Genomic DNA, 18,155 nt, shown 5'->3' with positions numbered 1-18,155 from the left:
TGCTCGTAGTTAGGAGTAAACGAGTCTGTCCTTCCATTCGGGGCAAATGTGCCAGTATCCACTCCACTCCTTAGTAAAGGGTATCTGTCGTGAGCGAGCAGTTGAACCGTATGGCCGCAGAGGAAGAGGCAGTTTTCCTGGCGCGTGAAAGTTTCATCTCGGAATTGAAGGCATTGAACAGACGGTATCCAAGAACGGGATTTGGTATATCGCTTTGCACCCATTCAGGTGAAAAATACTTGCTGGCAAACTCCAGTATGCCGTTGCCCGGAAAAAAATCCCAAGGCTTCCCGACGGGCCAACGTGTTGCTAGTCTTGAAAACGGGTCACGCTTCCGCTCGATCGAAGTGCTGGCCGATTCTGAAGCAGTGGCAACATTCAACCCGAAGACCGAAGCCGATATGTTAAGTGATGTGTTAGACCTGATTGCACGGATCGAAGCGCCGGCCAACCTTTTTGCTGGGCGTATTGGCGCGCAGAAAGACTCGGGGAATGTAGTGAGGGGAATTGGAGGGTAAAAATGGCGCGCAACGACCATCTGCTATCTGTCGGCAATGAGGCGTTAACGCCGATGAAATCGGCAATGACAGCTCTGACGACGCAGATAGACCAGTTGACCGAGGTAGCTGATGCGCGCTCGTCGGCCCGGTTGGCTACGCTCAAAGGTCGGATGGAAAACTTTGTAGCAAGTGTCACATTTGTCGGTCAGGTAAAAGCGGGTAAGTCGACTGTCGTTAACATCTTGACGGGACGGCCCGGTTTGCTGCCCTCGGATGTGAACCCCTGGACATCGGTCGTCACGACGCTGAATATCAACACCATGCCCCCGGGCAGCACCAAGGCGAAATTCACTTTCTTCGATCAGGAAGAGTGGGACAATCTTATGGTTGGCGGTGGCCGATTGGGTGAGTTGGCCAACCGTGCCGGTGCAGATGACGAAATGGAAGACATCCGCCGCCAGATCGCTGAAATGAAGGCCAAGTCCGAAGAACGGTTGGGCAAACATTTCGACCTGATTCTGGGTCAGCACCACCAATATGACTATTTCGACGAGGAATTGGTTCAGCGCTATGTATGCCTTGGTGACGAGGACGATCCGGATATCAACCCAAACACTGGCCGTTTCGCGGACGTAACCAAAGCAGCAGAGTTGTACCTTGATCTGCCACAATATCCGATATCTCTAAAGTTATGCGATACGCCCGGCGTTAACGATACGTTCATGGTACGCGAACAGATTACGCTGCGCAGTCTGCGCGGCTCTGAGGTGTGTGTTGTGGTATTGGCTGCCAGCCAGGCGCTGACAACGATGGATGTGGCATTGATGCGGATCATCTCGCAATTCGAGAACCGCCAGATCATCCTGTTTATCAACCGGATTGATGAACTGGCCGACCCTGTTAATCAGGTTCCCGAAATCCGCGAGCGTATCAACCAGACACTTAAACAGAACAATATCAGCGAAGAAACCAGCGTCGTGTTCGGCAGCGCTATTTGGGCCGAGGCGGCGTTGACCGGAAATGCTGACCTGTTGACGGAAGAGTCCCACAGATCGCTGAACACGCTGTATTTGGCCGCCGGATTCGATCCGGCCAGTGCATCACTGGACAAAATCTGGGCGCTGTCGGGTCTTCCAGACTTACTACTGGCCATCAACGAACGGATCGCCGAAGGAGCGGGTGCGCGCCTTATTGATCGGGTGCGCCATCGTGCTCGCAATATTGCCAGTCAGATTCGTGCAACATCCGTTGCTAAGAACATGTCGGGCGCCGAAGAGGGCATCGTTCGCGATCTGGATGGGTTGTCGCCGGATGAAGCTGTTTCCAAGGTTCTTTCCGAATACGAAGAAAAGGCTTCTGTACTGACAGCTGGGATGCGCCAGAAGGTAATGCAACGCCTCGCCGCGGCGGAAGAGAATTTTGTCAAACGCGCCACCGACTCGTTGATTGCTCATCTGGAAGAGAATGGCGAACAGGGTACATGGCAATATGACCCAGCAGGTTTGCGTACCTTGCAAAAAGCTGCCTATTTCAGCTTTGCCCGCAACATGCGCAAAGAAGTTGGTGCGCTTTATGGTGACGCGGCCAAGGATTTCGAGGCGGTCTATCACAAGCTGTTGGGAAACCATTTGGGTGAGTTCAGCATTGAGGCTCCGATTGTTCCTCGCGTTCCACCCCCGCTTGCTATTGGGCGCACGATTGCGCTTGATCTGCAAAGCACGTGGTGGCGCCGTTGGTGGCAACGGCGCAAAGGGTTCGAAGCGTACGCAGCGGACTATACGCGCCTGATCGCTGCCGAAGCCCAATCGATTACCAAGGATATCGAAGAAAACCAGATTGCTTCGGTGTTGGAAAATGTCCGCGCGAACTTGGACGAGTTTATGCGCGAGCAAAAAGAAACCCTTTTGGACATCTCGCAGTCTGGGGACCAGAATCCTGATCGGCGAGCCGCATTGGCCGCTGGTTTCCAACCGGAGAGATCCCGGGATGAGATCCTAGGAGATATCCTGAAAGATCTAAGCAACGAAGCAGCGTAAGAAGAAATATGGCTAAAGAAAACAATATCCGCTTCGTCACGCCCCTAAAGCGGAAACGTATCGAGCGATGGGCCCGCCGCAAGCCGGTGTTTGCCTTGATGGGCGAATTCAGCGCTGGGAAATCGACGCTGTTAAATTTTCTCGTACGAAAGAACACATTGCCGACGCAAGTTACGGCCACTCAGTTGCCTCCGGTTTGGTTTTCTTGGGGAAACAAACCTGCATATGTCGTTTGTCACGACGGCAGCAAATACGAGATTGAGCTTGATCAACTGGATCAGGTTGGCATGGATGATGCGCAATTTATCCGGATCTTTCTGAAGGCGGACATTCTCGAGGCCGTCGATCTGATCGATACACCGGGCATTTCTGACCCCAAGATCTCGGCAGACGTGTGGGAACGTGCCGTAGGGCAAGCGAATGGTGTGATCTGGTGCACTCATTCCACCCAAGCCTGGCGTGAAACCGAACGTGCTACCTGGGTTTCTTTGCCAGAGCGTTTGCATCACAATTCGCTTTTGCTGGTCACGCGGGCGGATGCTTTGGATGCAAAAGATCGTCAAAAGGTTTTGCGCCGGGTAAATCGCGAAGCCGGACACCTTTTCAATCGTACGATTCTGTTTTCTGCCAAGGACGCGATCATTGCTCGCGATCACACAGGCGATTCCGATCTTTGGGTCCGAAGTGGCGGCGGAAAAATGATCGACAGTTTTCTGGAGATCACCGAGAGCATTATGAACACCCGGGCGGAGATATTGACAAGGTATCAGGTGAATCGGAGCCTAGTAAGCACGACAGAGCCTAAGCACAACTCATTCGCGCAGGTGATGCCTGTCCGTCCGGCGCGCATACAGCGACGCGTTGACGACGACCAGCCAGAAACGAGTCGCTCGCGGATCGGTGCTGAAGAAGCCGACAGAATGCGCGAACAGGTTGCGACCCGCGAAATCACAGCCGGTTCCGAATCCGTGCCACCAGAGGATGAACTGCGCTCGGTATTCCGGTTGCAAACAAGTACGTTGTTGAACACCAGCAATGGGCCGAGTCCCGACGAGTCTGAGCGGCATCCGTTCAGACTTCTGAAAGAAAATGCGGTGTCGAACGATTACATCGAAAGCGGTATCGCGGATACCGACGATGCGATCGAATTGGAAACCTCGGTTGAGTTCGCTTTGGCGGATGAAAGTCGCGAAGACACACTTGGCGTCGAAGATGACGCTTTTGTAGTATTCAAGATCGACGGTTCAGATGAGGCGCCATCGGATTATCAAACACAACATGAGTTCGAGGCGCAAGCCACTGAACAACCTCGACCGAGCGGTGCCGAACTGGACAATGCCAGCGCCAAGGAAATTGATAGACCCGGGTCAGATGTCGTTTCATCGATTACCGCATTGATGGCAACGAGCGAGCGCGAGGAAGAGTATGAAGCTCCCTTGGGCGACACTGACCTGTTGGGCGAAGAGCAGCAGGCGAACATATTCGCGTTGTCGGATGCCTCTTCGGCGCCTGATTTCAAAGAAGATGAAGCCGAAGGATCTCCACAGGAAACGGCATTCGAAGTCCCGGAGGGCGTACCTCTAAACGCTGCAAGCATGTGGCGCGAAATCGTCGAATCTGAAGAACTGCCGGAGGATGCTGAAGAACTGTTGGGTGTATTTCAATCGTTCCTGGCAGAGTTTGACCAAATTGCCGCCGAGCATAGTGCCCGCCAGGTTGAGGACGCACTACACGCCATTCCAGGCGTTCGAAAGAAGCAGGGGTCGGAATGGCTCGTTCTGTGACGCCGATTGATTGGAAAAAGCATGTCGCTTGACGCCGCACTCCAATCTGCAATGGAAACGATACCCGAGTGTTTTGCAGCCGGGTACTTTGACATGGCAACCGGAATGTTGCTTGCCCTGAAAGCGGAAGCTGCGGACGGCGAGGAAATTATGGAAACACTTGCACTTGCAGTTGCTAGCCTGTTTCAAGGGAAAGGCATACAAGCATTCGGCGAAATCATTCGGGCGGCGGAAGCTGATGAAGAGGGTGGATGTGGTTTCGGAGAGATTGCCGTCTTTTCAGAGGATCGCTTGCATGTATTTATGCGCACTAAGGAGTATCCTGAACAGGTTGTGTGTTACATCTGCGGAGGCAGTGCCAACGTTGGGTTGGCACTTACCAAATCACACATGAGTCTTGGCGCAGTGGCGGAGGCCGTTTAGAGCAGGGCTTGGGGGGAACAACCGTGATCGACACGGAAATTATCGATATGCTCGGCAAATTGGGCCGCAACGCAAAACCGCGATTGTCGCCTGTCACACAAATAGTTGGGGCATCTGCGGAAGATCGCCGAACAGCACTTCTGCGGGCGATTCGCGCAACAGTTTTGCCCCGTCGCCTGGAAGTAACTGCAGGCGATGGAAGTCATCTAGTGATCGAAGTCAGCAGTTCCCGAGTCACGGACGTTCTGGACGCAAACGTGGGTGATTTGCCGGATTTCGATAATGATCCGCGCGGGGGTGTAACCGACAAGGTAGCACGACTGATCACGGCGATCAGTGCTTCGTCTGGCCCACTAAATCTGATTTCGTTGAACCCCGACAAGACTCCAGACGCTGACGATGTCGGGATCACGATGTCTGAGATTGAGAAAGCCTGTGCAAATCTCGGTCCATCAATCGATAAAGCCTCGCTGGAAACGGTGCCTGTGGAAACGACCAAAAGTGAAAGCGTTTCTGATAAAATCTCATACGACGGGGCACTGGCCGAAAAATTCTTTGAAAAGTCAGAGCAGTTTTCGTTCGGGCAGTTGTTGATTGGGGATGGTGATCTTTCCATGTCCTTTGCCGCCGGTGAGTGCGCGCAGGGCGGATCAATGTGTCCGGACGAAAAAACGCTAAAGAGGCTTTCGGATGATTTGACGGCGTGGGATGCAGATAGTGGTTTCGCAAATTCAGGCCCACAGCTCATCGTGTTGCGCCCGACAGGCGGCAAGGGGAATGGTATTGCTGTCTTACGCGATGGTTCGTCTACGGTGGTTTCGGTTCACGAAGCTCGTAAGCTTGGATCTGTAGTAAACCTCTGGAAGTCTCTAATGCGGGAACGCGAGTAAATTCTGTTCCGGTCGTAACTTCTTGTTTTTTGTTGCTTATCGGTGTGAAAGTTACCCCCATGAGTTCGTAGGGTATTGAAATGAGTGAGACCAGTCGCCGGGAGTTGATCCGGATCGCTGAAGAAATGAACGAAACGGCGAATGACGAAACCCGTCTGTTCATTTCCCGGATCATACGCGATTTGACCGAGCTGAAGCCCGGAGTTGCCTTTGTCGGTCAGATAAAGGCCGGTAAGTCTCGTCTTATCAACGGTTTCACTGGCCACGCAGAGTTTTTACCGTCGGACGTGAATCCATGGACGACTGTGATAACCGATATGCATTTTGGTCACCCATCGGGTCGCGTAAAGGGGGCAGAGTTTCACTTTTTCGACAACCATCAATGGAACGCTTTGATCGCCGAAGGCGAAGAACTGCGCAACATGTTCCCGGACGAGGAGGACAGCTACAAGCGCGAAATGATCGAAGAGCAGGTCGAGGCGATGAAAAATCGCGCACGGCTCAGGCTTGGCGATAGCTTTGAAAAGCTGATGGGTCAGACCCATGATCTGGAGGCGTTAGATTCGACCGACCTTGCCCGGTATGTTTGTGCCGGCGACGACCCCACGGACACCGAAAGAAGCGAACCGAGATCGGATCGTGGGCTTTATAGCGATATAACCCGTAAGGCAGAAGTTTTTTTCGAACTTGGCCATTTTCCTTTTCCGCTGACCGTGACCGACACGCCAGGAGTCAATGACCCGCTTCTGATCCGCGAGGAAATCTCGCGTCAATACCTTAAGGAAGCTGATTTTTTTGTGGTGGTTCTGTCTGCGCATCAAGCGTTGTCCAGGGCAGACCTGAAACTGTTTCGTCTGATGCAGGCCTTGGAGCTTGGCCAGATCGTTGTTTTCATTAATCGTGTGGACGAGTTGAACGGTGGTGCTGACGATGCCGCCAAAGTGCGCTTAGATGTCGAGGAAGGGCTGGAAAGGGCGCTGGGCAATTCGAACATCGACGTTTTGATGGGAAGCGCGCAATGGGCGCATTTCGCCTTGACCGGGGATGAAACAAGCATCAACCACGATAAGGTTCTTGCGTGGCTGCGGGCGCATCCCAAGCAGATGCAAAAGTACCTTGATGGCGTCAGGGACATGAAACAAGGCGCTGGCCCTGTCAGCCGCGAAGCGGTGTTGCGTTTGGCCGCTATGATTGCATCGGGCCTGCCGGATTTGCGCAAGCATGTCACAAAATCTTTGGCCGATGGGCCTTGCGGCGAGCAGCTTCAGATGTCGTGGCAACATCTCAATGGGTTCGCGAAAGGTGATCTGGAGAGAAGCGCAGCCCGAATTCGGGCGTCACAGAATGAGGTTGAGCCAGACGAAATTTGGCACGAGGCGAACAAAGACATCCTTGGTTCCCTTCGCGAGACGGTGGCACAGAAAACAGCCGAAATCGCCCGCGACATGGATGATGTGTTCTCAAATCTGCGGGGTGTCATGGATGACACGGTCGCCGAGATGGTGGCCTCGGTCGTTCGTGGCCCGAACGGTTCATCACCTCTTCTTGCCAAAGGAGGTGCGACGGAACTGGATTTCTCTGGCCTCCGCGAGCGGATGAGGGAACTGGTGCAGAACGCAACTCAAGTCGTTCGCCAGCGCATGTTGAGCGAGCTTTATACAATCGACATGCAAAGCAACGCGGCGCTCAGAGGTCTTCCTGGCTGGAAAGACGGCTCGGAAAGCCGGATGAATACAAGCGCTGTTCGGTGGTTCCGCCCCAATACCACGGCCTTGACGCGAGGCATTACTGTCGAATTACGTGTCAGCTGGTTGTCGCGTTTGATTTCCAAAAACAGTGTCGTGTCTCGTGCGGAAAAAATGATTACGCAGGAATTTGAACTCATCGGTGATGATCTGATTGATACTGCACGTATCGACTTGTTGGAGCGCCTGGACACTGTCCTGACACACCATCTTGCGTTGCTGGCCGGACACCTTGAAAATAGGGATGCCACCGGTGAGGCCAGTGCGAAAGTGAATGCTCAAACCGCATTTGACCAGGCGCGCCGAATTGCGGATGAACTGGATGCGGTGTTTGCCCCGACGCGGGCTGATAGACGAAAGGCGGAGGCAGCAGAGTGATCGAATTTCCCGGAACCGAACAAATTGTCCGGCAACTGGAACGTTTCTTGTCAGCGACCAGAAACGAGCCGCCAACGCCCCATTTGCAAAAGTTGCGCGAGCGCGCAGCGGCTCATGTGGAGCGGCTGTCAAACGCGGTCGCGATTGGATTCGCCGGAGAATTCGGTGCGGGCAAATCCAGCCTTGCGAACATGCTTGCCGGCGCTGATATTCTGCCAACCGGGCCGCACCACCTGCAACTACCTCTGGTCATCGTGGCTTACGCCGATGAACCTGAAACGACGGTCGGCTGGTGGGACAAGCCGCATAAAACCTATGCAGGGATTGCTCTTGAAAAAGCGGCAGCCGACAAGCCCGACTTCATCTCGGTCGGATTGAATTCGCCGGCCATGCGCGAAATATCCTTGTTCGACTTGCCTGGTTCAGGCGCCTTGGATGAAAGCTATAAACAGACCCTCGATCTGCTGAAATTTGTCGACTGCGCAATCTGGTGCAGCAACGGTGCAAATGCATGGCGCGAAACCGAGCGGCATCTGTGGTCGCAGGTTCCCAAGGAGCTTAGGGACAACAGTTTGCTGGCGGTGACACATTCGGATCTGCAACCTGTCCAAGATGCACTCGACCGGGTCCTCGGGCGCTTGCGGAAGGAAACCGCTGGACTATTCCAGAGTGTCGTTCCGATCGGTACTCCCGTAGCAGTCAAGGCGATGTCAAAGGAGCCCGAACCCGATTTCGCACTGTGGGAAGCGTGCGGCGGACAAGCCTTGGCCGAAGCCATTCTAGGGATCGCGTCGGTGCGCCGTCAGAAAGATATTGATGTGGCGAGCGCCGATCTTCAAGACGTGTTTTTACCGGAACTGGAAAAAAGCGTGGTCAAAGCCGAAGGTAAAATCTCGGACATTTTACCCGATGGTTCGTCCGGAGAGGCGTTGCAGGATTACCTGACCGCGGCACTTCCAACGCTATCGAACACCATTCTTGAAGAGTGGCTGGCCGCGATTACCTTGATCTATGAAGATCTGCAGGAAAGCTCTGATATGGATCCGGCGACATTCCTTCAAAGCTGTCAGGAACTGGTAGAGGATTTTGCAGAACGGCTGGAAGGCGGAGGCGAGCTTGATCCGACGGCCGATTGGGTGCCCGCCGAATTCGAGCGGGCGATGGATCTGCTGTTGCTATTACAATTTGAAAGTGGGAAAGCGCCCTTGCGAGACGCGGTGAACATTCTGGCACAGCTGGGCGACAACTTGGCATGGGCAGGCAGTTCAGTTTCCGATGCCTCGAAAAAAACAGGTACCTAATCTGAGTAATCACCGGTTGCGCGGACGGTGGTTGATTCGCTTTGGGCTCGTTGAGCCTTCAGTGCGAAGATTTACTGTTTTATCCGACGATTTTTTCCGTATTATCGACTCTTTTTAGCGCTGCAGGCTTCAGTATTTCGCCGTATTATGTTTAGCATCCACTACGGCTTGATGTATTGCGGTTTCGCTTCATACGTAGGTCATCGCGCGGCCCAATTTTAGTCGTATTTGAAAAGTTTAACCATTTTAGGCCCTGTGGCTGTTTCTGGTGATGAGTTTGGCGGCCTTTGAGCCCTGTTTAATAAGTAATGTTGCGCCGCAGAATCGGAAAGCACGGGCAGGAAGAAATGAGCCAGAATCAGGCAGTCGGACACGATCACGACGATGACACACATATCGAGGTGCTACGACCGGGGGCCCGCCTTCTTCGTGGCCAGTACGAGATTCTCAGCTTTCTCAACAATGGCGGATTCGGGATCACCTATCTGGCACGTGACAGCCTGGAACGGGATGTTGTTATCAAAGAGTGCTTTCCTGGTGCCTTGTGCCGTCGCAACGGCGACAAGGTCGAGGCCGCTGATCCGTCCTATCGCGAGGATCTTCATGCAATCATCGACCTATTCATTCAGGAGGCGCGGAATCACGCGCGACTGGTGCACCCAAATATCGTGAATGTGCATCAGGTCTTCGAGGATAACCAGACCGCCTATATCGCGATGGATTTGATCAAGGGTGGTGATCTGCTGGAATACATGCAGGATCACAAGAACAATGCTACCCCAGATTTTGTGGTGCAGGTCACCGAAAAAATGCTGTCGGCTGTGTCGTTCATCCATGAAAGCGGTATGCTGCACCGCGATATCTCTCCAGATAATATTCTGATCGACCAGAACGAACAGCCTGTTCTGATCGACTTTGGCGCGGCTCGGGAACGGGCGGCAAACCAGAATGCCGCGCTGCTGGCGCTGCGTGTCGTCAAGGATGGTTACTCGCCGCACGAATTCTATGTTCGCGGCTCCGAGCAAGGCCCAAGCAGCGATCTCTATGTGCTTGCGGCCACGTTGTATCACGCGATTAGCGGCGAACGTCCGATTGATGGGCAGACGCGTCTGAATGCATTCAACAACAGCCAACCTGATCCCTATGTACCTCTCGCCAGTCGGTTCGAGGGTTATCCCGATGGTTTTTTGGAAGCCATTGACAAGGCAATGGAAATCCATGCAGCTGATCGAGTCCAAACCGCTTTGGAATGGCTCCGGATGTTCCGTGGGCCGGACGTTGCATTCGGCAACTTCACCTATCGCCCGGTGTCCATGATCGTTGCAGTTGATCGAGACGAAAAAGAACCTCTGAGCGAAGCCGAGAAGGAACGCATTCGCGCAGAGACCGAAAATGCAGAGGCGGTCGTGACGGCATTGCTGGCTGGAAACTCTGACATTGCGATCGGAGGAAATCCGGATGGCGCTAAACTACCAACCGAGCTTAAGCCGCAGGAAGAGACACAAGTCGCCGTTGACAAGGTAATTCGAAACGACTCGGGTAGTGGTGGCAAGGTACTAGGCCTTGTTGCTCTGGTGACCGTCGCGGTGGCTGCGGGGGGGTATTTCGCTCTTTCCGGAAGTAAAACAGAATTGGCCTCGCCCGCAACTTCAGAAGGTTCTCCGTCAATCGAAGCTGTTGCCGAACCGCAGGATGAGACAGTGGTGGGTACACAGGATATAGCCCAGACCGATGCAGCGTCAGAGGCTCATGATGAAGCGTTTTCCCAAGCTTTCGCGACTTCCGTTGGAAAGGGCAATGAATCAAGTGCGGTCACTGCGGACGCGTCGGATCCAGAGGCTTCACCGGAACCTGAAAACGCCGAAACTTCTATTGTTGCACCGGTACAAGACGAAGTTATTGAACCAAATACTCCACCGGCGGCAGCGGTTGATGAAGCCGAGTTGGCCGAAGCATCAGTTTCCGAAGAAGCGACCGCCGACCAATTGGCCTCCGAAGCGACGGCAACAGAGGCCGCAAATGCTGACGAGATTATCTCGGCGAGAACGCCGGTCGTCGAACCCGAGCGTGCGGAAGAAACAACGCAACCCGAGACAGCCGCGTCACCGCCTGGGTCTGTGTCGGAGCAGACCAATTTGTTGGACAACCAAGTCGCCTTCTCACATTGGGACGTGGAAATCCCGTTCGAGACCAGTATTCGCCGGGCTTCGAATGGAAATGTCATCGCCGTTACTGGACTTGATCCAAGCACCGACATGACGGTCATTGGTGACTGGGTCACACAGGGCACAGTCATATTCACGATCAATGGAGAACAGATCCCCGATGGTCGCTCGTTTGCCTCTCAAGTTCTCGACGATCTCAATGTGGATTCTGACGGATATATTCGAGTCGTCGCCCGCTATCGTGAATTGGGCAGGACGCGGGCCAACAATGGACTGCTTGCCCTGCCCGCGCTGCGTGTGCTCGGCTTGGCCAATGGTTTGGGCCTTGTGGTGCGAGCCGACGGAAATGAAGGGTGGCAGACAATCGTTACCGCAGATAGCGCCGAAGCGGCGCCAGATTTGAAGGTAGGCGACGTGATCGTTCGCGAAGCGATCACCGGTGAGGTTATCGGCGATTTGGAGAGTCTGGATAATGCCCTGGAGCTTCTCGTGGCGGATGATCAGTTCGAAGCTCGTCTGATCGTTCTCAGAGACGGAGCTGAAAAAGAGGTTGTGATGCAACTCGCCAGAGAGTGATCGGTCAGTGTGAATCTGTTCTGCCAGAGCGTTTTCGTGGGATTGTTTGTGCGCTTCTCGATCGAACCTGGCCCTGATGCAGATAGTAATAAGTTGAATTAGTTAGAAAAACTTGGCTGCTTGGGTCTTGGGCTCAGGTGGAATGTGAAACCCAAATGGAACTTCGGTTCTGATGTCAGAAATGCGGAAGGTCGTCGCCATGTTCAAATACAAAAGCCCCCTGAGTCGGCTTCTCGAAGGTGCCGGCAAGTCGAAAGAAAGCATTGAAAGTGCGACGGAGGATACCGAAACACCAGAGCCGATAGCAGACTTAAACGCGCTGCGTCGGGCGCTTGCTGGAAACACAACACGCGAGGAGCCTTACGAAGAGACTGAGGAGCTGATACCCGAAGAAAAAATGCCGGAATTCGAAGCGGACGCGGACGGGGAGCACGGCAACCATGACACAGAAGAGCTTGTTGAATCGTCCAATGAGATCCCAGAATCCGATGAATTCACATTTCAGCCCGAAGAGGATGAGACCGAAGAGCAGGTTGTTACACTCCGGCTGACTCCGGCAGAAGAGGCACCTTCGACGATTGAAGAATCTGGACAATCTGAAACTGCCTCTCGGGCGCCGGTAGCTGAGCAAGAAGCAGCCGTCGAGAACGAAGTATCTGCGACACAGATCGAGGAAGAGTTGCAAGCGGCCCAAACCGCCCCTGAATCCACTCAGAATCGGCGCGAGCGGGTCAAGACGACGTTCCTGGGTTTCGAGCGCCCTGATACACATGTGCAGGATTTGATGGAGGCCAGACCTGTCGAAGTAACTCCTTCAAAGCAGGCAGAGTTCCCGGTCGGATGGCTGGTGATCACTACGGGACCCGGGCGGGGAACCAGCATCGCACTAACTGAAGGCTTGATGCAGATTGGACGGAACGATGATCAAGCGATTCAACTGGATTTCGGCGATCATGGTATTTCGCGTAGCAATCACGCCGTGATTGCCTATGATCCGGAAGACCGCAAATGCTATTTGGGACATGGCGGCAAGGCGAATCTGGTCCGGCTCAATGGTGGCCCAGTGCTGAGCACCGTACCACTGTCCAGTGGTGATACGATCAGGATCAGCGAAACCAGTATACGTTTCGTTGCGTTCTGCGGCGGCGATTTCGATTGGCGGGACAACTGACGAATGCTGGTGTCTCCAGTATATGACATCGCTTTGTTGACGGACAAAGGGCAGCGCGAAACGCAAGAAGACGCGATTGCCGCTCGTTTCTTCGATACAATGAATGCCGCTTACGTCGTTGTTGCTGACGGGATGGGTGGACATGACGCAGGCGATGTCGCGTCCGAGCTTGTGATTTCGGCATGGCGGGATGTTCTAGACGGGCATCTTGAACACGATAAAACAACTGAATCGATGTTGCTGGACGCATTGCCAATGGCGGCGATGCAAGCCAATGCTGCGGTATCGGGGCATGTGGAAGAGCATGACAACTCCTTTGTCATGGGTTCAACCCTCTTGGGCGCGCTCATGCTTGACAGCCGCTTGTTCTGGATCTCGATTGGGGATAGCCCGTTGTTTCTTTTCCGGGATGGCAGCCTGTTGCAAATTAACGAAGACCATTCGTTAGCGCCAATTATCGATTCCAAGGTCGAAGACGGCTTGATGACCAAGGAAGAGGCGCGTGCTCATCCGGATCGGAACCAGTTGACTTCCGTGATTATGGGGGCCCCGATTCCAAAGGTAGATTGCCCTGAAAGGCCCGTCGAACTGATGAAAGGGGATATCCTCATAGCGGCCAGTGACGGATTACAGTTTCTCGAAAACAACGCCATCCGCAACATTTTGATTTCTCAGAGTGACGCTCCTTCTCAGGAGATTGCCGATACGCTCTTGCAGGCTTTGCGCGCGCTAGGTGATCCTGATCAGGACAATATATCGATTGCAGTGGTGAAACCCGTAAACGTCTGAAACCAACAGAGCACAGAAATGAATACAGGGACCATGAAAAAGTATCTGATTGCATCCAGCCTTGCGTTATCCGCCGCAGCGGGGTCCGCCGCTGCACAAGAGGCCTGCTCGGTCTATTCCGTTCAGCGCGGCGACAGCCTGCGCGAGATCTCCATGCGGGCTTTCGGCACCTACGACTACCGGGACATCTATGATGCTAACCGGGAAGAGATCGGGAACAATCCGAACATAATTCAAGTTGGCGCCGTTTTAAGAATTCCTTGCGTTTCCGCCCAGGCAGCGCAACAGCCCGCAGAACCAGAAACGGAAGCAGAACGGTTGGCGGCAGAAATGGCGGCGGAACTGGTTCGTGCTGCGGAAAGCCGCGCGGAAAAGGCCATAGCCGAGGCCGAAGCTCGTGTTACTGCAGCCAAGGCGGAGGCGAAGAAGGCAAGCGAAAAGGCTGTGAAAGAAGCCAAGGCGGCCGCGAAGCGCGAAATTGAAGCTGCTCGTTCCGAAGGGGCCGCATTGATTAGAAATGCATCTTCGGATGAGCGCCCTGCGATCCGCGACCGTCAGTTGCTGTTGATTACCGGCGGCGACTACGCGCCGTTTACCGATGAAAACCTGCCGAATCGTGGCTTGTATACCAAACTGGTGGAAACCGCATTTTTGCGCGCGGCGCCGGAACAGGGGTACAAGATTCAGTTTGTCAATGATTGGAGCTCGCACCTGGATCTGCTGATGCCGACTTTGGCATTTGATGCAACTTTCCCTTGGTCCCGTCCAAACTGCGAAGAGGCCGAGGCATTGTCTGAAAAAGACCGTGTGCGTTGTGAGACTTACAACTTCTCCAACCCGTTCTACGAAGTTGTGGACACGTTCTTTGCTCAGGAAGGATCTGGGCTCGAAACCACGCGAACCTATGCCGATTTCGCGGGCACCACGATTTGTCGCCCGGAAGGTTGGTCACTGTCCCATATGGATGCCGTCGGTCTCTATGAGCCGGTGATCACGTTGTATCGGCCGGTCTCGCCGGACGAATGCTTTCATGCCGTAATGGGTGGTCGAGCGGATCTAGTCGCAATTGAAGCCCACTTGGCCGAGGAGGCAATCGCGCGACTAGGATATGAACACCAAGTCATCGAAAATCCGAACTTGGCGGCGATCAAATCGTTGAACGTGATGACACATGTGGACAATCCTGACGGCGGGGCAATTCTTGATACCCTGAATGAAGGGTTGGCGATTATGCAGCAATCGGGTGAGTGGCGCGATATCGTGTCGACTGCCCTGCGTTATCAAATGGAAAACGGCTGAGGCCTGATTTTGGAACAACTCGGAGGAAGAAAATGTTCGCAGTAAATCTCAAACACGTTGCGCTTACAGCGGTTGCCACAATCACACTTGCTGCTGGGGCGGCCAGTGCTCAAGAAGCGTGTAGCAACTACACAGTTGCGGATGGCGACACTCTGGCTACGATCTCGATCGCGGCATATGGAACTTCTAACTATCAGCCGATCTTTAACGCTAACCGGAACGCGATCGACAACCCTGGCGACCTGAAATCAGGTCTGGTGCTGGCCTTGCCTTGTGAGGACGGCAGTCTGCCCAATGGCCAGAGCGCACAGGAGTTGATCGCGGCAGAAGAAAAGCGTGCAGCAAGCGTCAAGCGCTCGAATGTCTACGCGCCGCCGATCAAGATGGTGGCGGGCAACGGATGGGAACCATTCACGACTGAAGCCTTGAGCGGAGGTGGCATCATGACCCGTCTGGCAACGACCAGCCTTCAGCGTGCTGGCAATAGCCGCGACTATTCAGTCAGCTTCGTGGATGACTGGAGCGCGCATCTGGACACCCTCTTACCGCTCGGTGCATTTGATATTTCAATCGCGTGGACCGTACCGGATTGCACCAACCGCTCATATGAGTGGTCTGCGGAAACGGAAGCACGTTGTACGCAATTTGTCGCTTCTGTTCCAGTATATGACATCGTCGGCGGCTTCTATACTTTACCAGAAAGCCAGTACGCAAGTGCAACAGACTTTGCAGACTTAAAAGGAGCAACCATATGCCGTATGGCTGGTTGGAGTATGGTGGTGTTGGAAGAACAGGGACTGAACCGCGAAAACACGACCGTGATTCAGCCCAATTCGGCTCGCGACTGCCTTGATGCCGTATTGACTGGTACAGCAGATGTAGCAGCCTTTGAAGTTGATCTGTTCGCATCGACGATGAGCGACATGGGTTTGACCTCGGCTGACATCGTTGAGAACCCGTATGTATCCACTTTGTCGTCGATGAGCTTCCTTGCTCATCGCACTAACCCGTTCGCGCGTGAGTATATTGCCATGATGAACAAGGGTCTGAACGAAATGCGCGAGTCCGGAGAGTGGTACGCGATCATTTCGGACAGCCTGCGTGAGCAAAACGAAAAGCTGAACGCAGCATCGAACTAACCACTCTCAAATCGAATATTTCATGGGCCGGTCTTTGGACCGGCCTTTTTTGCACGCATTTTCGCGTTTAGGAAATGCAAAAAATCCCGATCCTACGGGAAACCCCTAATATCAGAAAGGTGGGCTTTAGCCTAATGTTATCAATAGAATTTCCCCGGTCCGGCAAAGCGCCGAACCACTCACTCTGAAGAAGCTGGCATTTTGGGATGCCAGCTTCTTTCGTTTCTGGCTTTTTCCCAACTCAAAGAACGTCAAGCGAGACCTTGACCCTGTCCATGACGACAGACGTCTTGAAGCGGCTGATATTAGATTCATCAAAGAAGTGCTCCTGAGTGAACACTTCGTATTCCTTGATGTCCTTGACGGCCAGGATGAGTATGAAGTCGGCTTCCCCAGTTGTGTAATAACATTGTTGTACCAACGGCGTATTCCGCATCTTTCGCTTGAACGCATCCAGATGCGCGCGACTTTCTCTCTCCAGTATCACGTCGACGATAACAGTCAATTCGCGGCCGACCTTTGCAGGTGAAAGTACGGCGATATCACGTTCGATAACGCCGGAATCTCTCAATCGTTTCAGGCGTTTCTGCACTGCCGGGGGCGAAAGACCGACGTCTTGACTGATTGCTTCGGCGGTCAACCTAGCGTCGGCCTGAACCAACTTTAAGATGCTGAGGTCCTTGTCATCCATTCTTACTAAAAAAGTACAATAACAATAAAAAGGCAATAAATTTCGTACGGTCCTGAGGATTTTCAACGCCCAAAACCCTAGTAATGCGACTAATTTGTAGCTCGCAAGGAGGGCTATATGTCGGATTTTCATCAGCGGTCTAAGGTAGTCCGGCGTCATTTGCATCGGCACCCTGAGCTTGGTTTTCACGAAACCAAAACCAAAGCATTTGTCGCGGATCATTTGAAGAAACTGGGGATCGAGGTGCATCCCGGCTCCGGCGTAGTAGGCGTTCTAAAAAGTGGAACCGGCAATCGCGCCATAGGTTTGCGCGCCGATATGGATGCCCTGCCGATCACCGAACGGTCGACCCATAGTTACCCTTCCCTGACAGAAGGCGTGATGCACGCATGCGGTCATGATGGTCATATGGCGATGCTTCTTGGGGCGGCCGAGCTACTGGCAGGCGACGCCGAATTTGACGGCACTGTGGTCTTTCTGTTCCAACCGAACGAAGAACATGGCCTTGGCGCAAAAAAAATGATCGCAGAAGGGGTTTTAGAACGCTTCCCCATCGAAGAGATCTATGCAATCCACAATCTACCGGGTGCTCCTGTTGGCCAATTGTCTACCCGTTCCGGTTTAATCTGCAGCAGCGAAAGCCTGTTTGAAATCAAGATCCGAGGTCAGGGCGGCCACGCGTCGATGCCGCAGGTGGGTGTGGATGCAATTGTGGTCGGCGTCGAGATAGTGCAGGCGATGCAGACCATCGTCTCACGTAAAATGGCGCCCGGGGCGGGCGCGGTCGTTTCCGTGACCGAGTTCATAACCGATGGTCAGCGCAATGTCCTGCCCGGCAACGCAGTTCTGAAGGGCGATGTGCGAACCCGAGCTCCAGAGGATCGCAAAGCAATCGCGGGTTTCATGCGCCAAATTGTCGAAGGGATCGCAGCAGCGCATAGTGTTTCCGTCGAAATGTCCTTTGACACCGATTTCGTTGAAACTTTCAACGCGCCCGAACCTACAAACGCTGTGGTGCAAGTGGCGCAAAAACTTGGGATGGAAACGATTCCAGATAGAACACCAATGAGCTTTTCCGAGGACTTTGCGCACTTCGCCTCTGCTGTGCCCGGTTGCTTCATGCTGTTGGGAAATGGTGAGAGTGGCCCCAATGGTCAACCGCTTCATTCTGATGACTATGACTTCAACGATGCGTTGCTACCAATCGGAGCGCGCTTTTGGGCGGAATTGGTACGACACCGGTTGCCTGCAAGACAGAAAGACTGAAC

The 18,155-nt window shown here is 53.6% G+C and carries 14 protein-coding genes; 13 read left to right on the top strand and 1 reads right to left on the bottom strand.

Annotated elements, in window-relative coordinates; all coding sequences use genetic code 11:
- Positions 1-89 precede the first annotated feature (89 nt).
- The 12 genes from AC2FMY_RS00245 (at position 90) to AC2FMY_RS00190 (ending at position 16,196) form a co-directional block, all read left to right on the top strand.
- Positions 90-518, top strand: a complete 429-nt coding sequence (locus AC2FMY_RS00245) for a hypothetical protein (RefSeq protein WP_480751674.1) — start codon at positions 90-92, stop codon at positions 516-518.
- Between the two features lie 2 nt (positions 519-520).
- On the top strand, positions 521-2,536 hold the full coding sequence (locus tag AC2FMY_RS00240; RefSeq protein WP_496748362.1) for a dynamin family protein: 2,016 nt from the start codon (positions 521-523) through the stop codon (positions 2,534-2,536).
- A gap of 8 nt (positions 2,537-2,544) precedes the next feature.
- Positions 2,545-4,320: a dynamin family protein gene (locus AC2FMY_RS00235; RefSeq protein WP_496748363.1), complete on the top strand. Its 1,776-nt coding sequence runs from the start codon at positions 2,545-2,547 to the stop codon at positions 4,318-4,320.
- A 21-nt stretch (positions 4,321-4,341) separates the two neighbouring features.
- Positions 4,342-4,743, top strand: a complete 402-nt coding sequence (locus AC2FMY_RS00230; RefSeq protein ID WP_496748364.1) for a hypothetical protein — start codon at positions 4,342-4,344, stop codon at positions 4,741-4,743.
- Between the two features lie 23 nt (positions 4,744-4,766).
- Positions 4,767-5,633: a hypothetical protein gene (locus AC2FMY_RS00225; RefSeq protein WP_480751679.1), complete on the top strand. Its 867-nt coding sequence runs from the start codon at positions 4,767-4,769 to the stop codon at positions 5,631-5,633.
- A gap of 80 nt (positions 5,634-5,713) precedes the next feature.
- A complete protein-coding gene (locus tag AC2FMY_RS00220; protein WP_496748365.1) occupies positions 5,714-7,756 on the top strand; it encodes a dynamin family protein in 2,043 nt (680 codons plus the stop codon).
- Positions 7,753-9,057: a dynamin family protein gene (locus AC2FMY_RS00215; protein ID WP_496748366.1), complete on the top strand. Its 1,305-nt coding sequence runs from the start codon at positions 7,753-7,755 to the stop codon at positions 9,055-9,057. Before AC2FMY_RS00220 ends, AC2FMY_RS00215 begins: the two co-directional genes overlap by 4 nt.
- A gap of 308 nt (positions 9,058-9,365) precedes the next feature.
- Positions 9,366-11,798, top strand: a complete 2,433-nt coding sequence (locus AC2FMY_RS00210; RefSeq protein WP_496806839.1) for a serine/threonine-protein kinase — start codon at positions 9,366-9,368, stop codon at positions 11,796-11,798.
- A gap of 181 nt (positions 11,799-11,979) precedes the next feature.
- Positions 11,980-12,969: an FHA domain-containing protein gene (locus tag AC2FMY_RS00205; protein ID WP_496806838.1), complete on the top strand. Its 990-nt coding sequence runs from the start codon at positions 11,980-11,982 to the stop codon at positions 12,967-12,969.
- Between the two features lie 3 nt (positions 12,970-12,972).
- Positions 12,973-13,758 (top strand): PP2C family protein-serine/threonine phosphatase, encoded by a 786-nt coding sequence (locus AC2FMY_RS00200; RefSeq protein WP_480751688.1) that lies wholly within the window; start codon positions 12,973-12,975, stop codon positions 13,756-13,758.
- Positions 13,759-13,791: 33 nt separating this feature from the next.
- Entirely contained in the window at positions 13,792-15,057 is a 1,266-nt protein-coding gene (locus AC2FMY_RS00195) for a LysM peptidoglycan-binding domain-containing protein (protein WP_480751689.1), read from the top strand.
- 32 nt (positions 15,058-15,089) lie between these two features.
- A complete protein-coding gene (locus tag AC2FMY_RS00190; protein WP_480751690.1) occupies positions 15,090-16,196 on the top strand; it encodes a peptidoglycan-binding protein LysM in 1,107 nt (368 codons plus the stop codon).
- Positions 16,197-16,437: 241 nt separating this feature from the next.
- Here AC2FMY_RS00190 and AC2FMY_RS00185 read toward each other — a convergent pair whose 3' ends face one another.
- Positions 16,438-16,887: an Lrp/AsnC family transcriptional regulator gene (locus AC2FMY_RS00185; protein ID WP_480751692.1), complete on the bottom strand. Its 450-nt coding sequence runs from the start codon at positions 16,885-16,887 to the stop codon at positions 16,438-16,440.
- Between the two features lie 117 nt (positions 16,888-17,004).
- Between AC2FMY_RS00185 and AC2FMY_RS00180 the strand changes: the two genes are divergently transcribed.
- Entirely contained in the window at positions 17,005-18,153 is a 1,149-nt protein-coding gene (locus AC2FMY_RS00180; protein WP_496745752.1) for an amidohydrolase, read from the top strand.
- Positions 18,154-18,155: the final 2 nt, after the last annotated feature.

The organism is Ruegeria sp. YKSE079 (genome assembly GCF_059612845.1).
This window is presented reverse-complemented; position numbering and strand designations above follow the sequence as displayed.

Coding starts and splice junctions, on each gene's coding strand:
- AC2FMY_RS00240 (WP_496748362.1), top strand. CDS start 521: ATGGCGCGCAACGACCATCTGCTATCTGTCGGCAATGAGGCGTTAACG.
- AC2FMY_RS00235 (WP_496748363.1), top strand. CDS start 2,545: ATGGCTAAAGAAAACAATATCCGCTTCGTCACGCCCCTAAAGCGGAAA.
- AC2FMY_RS00230 (WP_496748364.1), top strand. CDS start 4,342: ATGTCGCTTGACGCCGCACTCCAATCTGCAATGGAAACGATACCCGAG.
- AC2FMY_RS00220 (WP_496748365.1), top strand. CDS start 5,714: ATGAGTGAGACCAGTCGCCGGGAGTTGATCCGGATCGCTGAAGAAATG.
- AC2FMY_RS00210 (WP_496806839.1), top strand. CDS start 9,366: ATGTTGCGCCGCAGAATCGGAAAGCACGGGCAGGAAGAAATGAGCCAG.
- AC2FMY_RS00205 (WP_496806838.1), top strand. CDS start 11,980: ATGCGGAAGGTCGTCGCCATGTTCAAATACAAAAGCCCCCTGAGTCGG.
- AC2FMY_RS00200 (WP_480751688.1), top strand. CDS start 12,973: ATGCTGGTGTCTCCAGTATATGACATCGCTTTGTTGACGGACAAAGGG.
- AC2FMY_RS00195 (WP_480751689.1), top strand. CDS start 13,792: ATGAAAAAGTATCTGATTGCATCCAGCCTTGCGTTATCCGCCGCAGCG.
- AC2FMY_RS00190 (WP_480751690.1), top strand. CDS start 15,090: ATGTTCGCAGTAAATCTCAAACACGTTGCGCTTACAGCGGTTGCCACA.
- AC2FMY_RS00185 (WP_480751692.1), bottom strand. CDS start 16,887: ATGGATGACAAGGACCTCAGCATCTTAAAGTTGGTTCAGGCCGACGCT.
- AC2FMY_RS00180 (WP_496745752.1), top strand. CDS start 17,005: ATGTCGGATTTTCATCAGCGGTCTAAGGTAGTCCGGCGTCATTTGCAT.